Consider the following 4,393-nt stretch of genomic DNA (forward strand, 5'->3'; position numbering starts at 1 on the left):
GCATCGATCGCCGCCAGATCGATGTGGTCGCTGCCCGAGGTGAAATCGGTGATCACATCCGCCTGCAGCGCGGTGCTGTCGGAGGCTGTCAGAAAGACGAACACGTCATCGCCCGCGCCGCCCGTCAGGATGTCGGCGCCGGCATTGCCGGTCAGATGATCCGCGCCCCCATTGCCGACAAGGTCGTTCGCCTCCGCCCCGCCCAGGATCGTGTCGTCCCCGGTGCCGCCAAAGGCATCCTCGATATGGCTGGTCGTTGCCGCGGCCATCCCGGCGGTGATCGCATCGACGATGTTCGAGCTGTTCGCGCTCAGGGTCACCACCGTCCCGCGCCCGAGCTGGGTCGCCAGATCCTGATAGGTGGTCTCGTAGCCCCCGGCGATCGCGAAGATCGGGATGATATTGGCGGCGGCCAGCGCATCGCGCACCTGCGCGATCAGCGGATAATCCTCGCCCAGACCGCCGTCGATCAGGACGCCATCGCCATTGTTCGGCGTGGTGATGCCCGCCGCCGCGCCATCGCCCGCGATGTGGAAGGGCGCGTCGGTGAAGAGCACGACAAAGCGCGCCGAGCTGGTCCGATAGCCCGCCTCGGTCGCATGCAGCGCCAGCTGCATCAGCGCATCGAGCTGCGCTTCGGGCGCATCGGCCCCGCTCAGGTTGACCATCCCGGCATAGGTCGCCGCCAGCGCCGCGCCCTCGGCCGACATCGCCTGGTCCAGCCGATACACCCACTCGCCGGGAGCGCCGAACGGCGACACCGGACGGTCGATGAAGGAGGAGACGCCAAAGACCGAATCCGCCTGCACCGCCTGAATTGCCGCCACCATCTGCGGCACGAGCCCGCGCACGGTGGCAATGTCGTCGCCGAAACTGCCGGTCAGATCCTGCAGCAATTGCACGTCGAGCGGGCTGATCGTGCTGCCACCGGGCGCGACATGGACGATCTCGCCCTCGATTTCGGTATCGGTCGCGCCGGACAGGTCGATGTGGTCGTTCGTGCTGCTTTGCGAGGCGTCAAGCGTGTCATGGCCGAGGAAATCCTCGATATCCAGGGCGCTGCCGTGAACGATGTAGCGGTCGTCGCCCGAGCCGCCGGATACGGTGTCATGCCCGGCGGTGGCGGTGATCACGTCGTCGCCGTCGCCCGCAAGAATGCGGTCATCGCCCGCCCCGCCATCAAGGCTGTCGTCGCCGCTGCCGCCCTCGAGCGTGTTGGCACCGCTGCTGCCGGTCAGGCTGTGCGCCGTGCCGCCCAGCCGGATGATCTCGACATCGCCGGTCACGGTCAGGCCATCGCGCATCAGAACCGCCACGTCGGTGCCCTCGCCCGCCCCCTCGACGATCGTGTCGCCCAGATCGTCGATCAGATAGGTGTCGTCGCCCGCGCCCCCCGTCATCGTGTCAGCCCCCGCGCCGCCCTCGAGCGTGTCATCGCCCGCCAGCCCGATCAGGCGCTCGGCGCCGGTCGCGCCGATCAGATGATCGCCCGAGGCGGTCCCGGTTCCGGTCAGCCCGGCACGCGTCAGAACCAGGGTCTCGACGCCCTCGGCAAGCGTCGCGCTGACGCTCGCCTCGATCGTGTCGGACCCGCCGCCTGCCAGTTCCGTCACCACATCGCCGCGGCTGTCGATGCGATAAAGATCGTCGCCCGCCCCGCCGATCAGGGTGTCGGCGCCGCCGCGCCCATCCAGCGTATCGGCGCCGCTCGTGCCCGTGATCGTGTTGGCCAGGGCATTGCCGGTGCCGACATGGGCCGCGCCGGTCAGGGTCAGATCCTCGATATTGCTGGCCAGAACCCAGTCGATCGCCGCAAGCACCGCATCATGCCCAGCCGCCGTCAGCTCGACCGTCCGGTCACCGGCATCGGTCACCAGATAGGTGTCATCGCCCGTCCCGCCCGCGAGCGTGTCGATCCCCGCCCCGCCATCGAGCGTATCCGCCCCGGAGGATCCGGTGAGCACATTGGCCAGCGCATTGCCGGTGCCGCGGTGGCCGGGCGTTGTCAGCTCGAGCGCCTCGACCCAATCCGCCAGCACGACATCGGCCGAAGCCCGGACCGTATCACGACCACCGCCATCGACCTCGACCACCCGGTCAAGGCTGCTGTCGAAAACATAAAGGTCGTTCCCGCCAAGCCCGATCAGGGTATCGGCCCCGGCGCCGCCGTCCAGCGTGTTGCCCCGGGCCGTGCCGGTGATCGTGTTGCTAAGCTCATTGCCCGTGCCCAGAAGCGCGAGGCTGCCAAGCACAAGGTTTTCGAGGTTCGCGCCCAGCGTCCAGTCGATCGCGGCCCGCACGACATCCGTGCCGCCGCCCGCCGCCTCGGTGACGACATCGCCCGCTTGCGCGACAACATAGGTGTCGTTGCCCCGCCCGCCGACCAGCGTGTCATCGCCCGCGGCGCCCGACAGCGTGTCGCCGAAATCGGTCCCGGTGATCAGATTCGCCAGCGCATTGCCGGTGCCGCTGCGCGCCGCGCCGGTCAGGGTCAGGTTCTCGATCTGGGCGGTCAGGGTGAAATTGCGCGCGGCGATCACCGTGTCGGTGCCACCGCCCGCCGCTTCGCGCACCACGTCCCCGGTGGCCTCGACGAGATAAGTGTCGTCGCCCGCGCCGCCTGTCAGCAGATCCGCGCCAAGACCGCCGTCGAGCGTGTCGTTCCCCGCCCCCGTCGACAGCGTGTCATCGCCCGCAAGCCCCATCACGCTGTCGGCACCCGCTCCGATCGCGTGATGGATCCCGCCAGACCCCGCGCCGATCACGTCATTGGCGGCCGAGCCGTAAACCGTCGGATCGACGACCCAGTCGGGGGTATAAAGCACGTCAAGCGCCGCGCCCTGTCCCGGGGCGAGGATCGCCAGATCGGTGCGCCCGTCGCCGTCCTGATCGCCCGCCAGCGCCACCGAGGCTCCGGTCAGGCTGCCCGCGGCGCCCACGATCTTGACGCCGCCGATGCCCTGTCCGACCTCGTCAAGATCGATCGGCCGATACATCTGATCGCCCCAGATCACGAAAACCGCGCCAGCCTCCGTGCCGCCCTCGCTGTCATGCGGCGTGCCCAGCACAAGGTCCGCAACCCCGTCGCCGTTCAGATCGACACTGCCGAGCACGGTCAGGCCCGCCAGATTGGAGCCGGTGATCTGCACCCCGCCGTGCCCCGCCGCAACATCGGAGAGCAAGACATCACCGTGGCCCGACTGGCCATGGACGAGCCAGGCGCGGGTTCCCGAGGCCGAGCCCACAATTATGTCGTGACGCCCGTCGCCATTGATGTCCCCGGCATCGGCGACAGCGGCGCCCGCGCCATCCCCCGCGCTTCCGGTGATGCGATACCCGGCGGTGAGCGAGGCCAGACGCACGGTGGCGCCGCTCGCCTGACCATCGACGACCCAGACCGCCCCCGCGCCGCCCAATGCCGAAGCGCTGCCCAGCAAGATCTCGGGGCGGGCATCGCCGCCCTGATCGGCGAGCGTCGCGATCACTGCGCCGATCCGATCACCCGCGGCCGCGCCCAGAATCCGAAAGCCGCCCGTCCCCGCCGCGACAGTCGAGAGCAGCACCTGCGTCTCGGAGGCCTTGCCCCAGACGACATAGGCCGCGCCCGCATCGCTCCCGCCCGCATCCTGCCCGGGCGCCCCGATCAGCACCTCGGCGCGGCCGTCGCCATTCATGTCGGCGCTCATCGCCATCGCATAGCCCGCCATGTCGCCCGCGGCCTGCCCCTTGAGGACATATCCCCCGCCCGCGCCCGAAAACGGATCGAGCAGATCGACGCCATTGCCGGTGCCGCTCGCCGCCCCCCAGACCACGAAGCCCGCCCCGGCATCGGAGCCGGCGCCGACCGCCATGCCGGGCGCGCCCACCAGCACCTCGCCAAGCCCGTCGCCATTCAGATCGGAGATGCCGCCCACGGCGAAACCCGCCATGTCGCCCGCGCGCGCGCCGTCGATGATCATCACATCGGGCGTGCCATGCGAGACATCCTGAACCGAGCCCGGCGCCGCCGCCCCCAGCGTCACGAAGATCCGCCCGGCATCGGGCGCCTTGTCGTCGCTTCCGGGCGTGCCAAGGATGATGTCGGCGCGACCATCGCCATTCAGATCCGTGACCGACCCCGCCGACTGCGCCCCCGACAGGCCGAGCGGCGTCGCCAGAAGATCCCCCGGCGCCGGTGACAGGAGCTGAAAACCGCCCCCCGCAGAGAGGGTCGCGGCAAGGCGGATCTTGGCATTCGGGTTCGGCATCGGGTCATCCTTTCGACGGTCGCCGAAACCCTCCCCACCGAACCGGCACCGGTCAATAAGCAGCCGCTTATTTACGCCCTGATAACCGTCAGGAGGGCGGGCTTAACCTTGGCAGGCATCACCCGGCCGCGGCGAGGATGGCCGTG

At 69.5% G+C, this 4,393-nt stretch carries 1 protein-coding gene; it reads right to left on the reverse strand.

The window, feature by feature from the left end; genetic code table 11:
- On the reverse strand, positions 1-4,247 hold a 4,247-nt coding region (locus C8J30_RS18075; protein ID WP_181420959.1), incomplete at its 3' end, for a M10 family metallopeptidase C-terminal domain-containing protein.
- Between the last annotated feature and the right edge of the window lie 146 nt (positions 4,248-4,393).

The organism is Rhodobacter viridis (assembly GCF_003217355.1).
GTDB lineage: Bacteria > Pseudomonadota > Alphaproteobacteria > Rhodobacterales > Rhodobacteraceae > Rhodobacter > Rhodobacter viridis.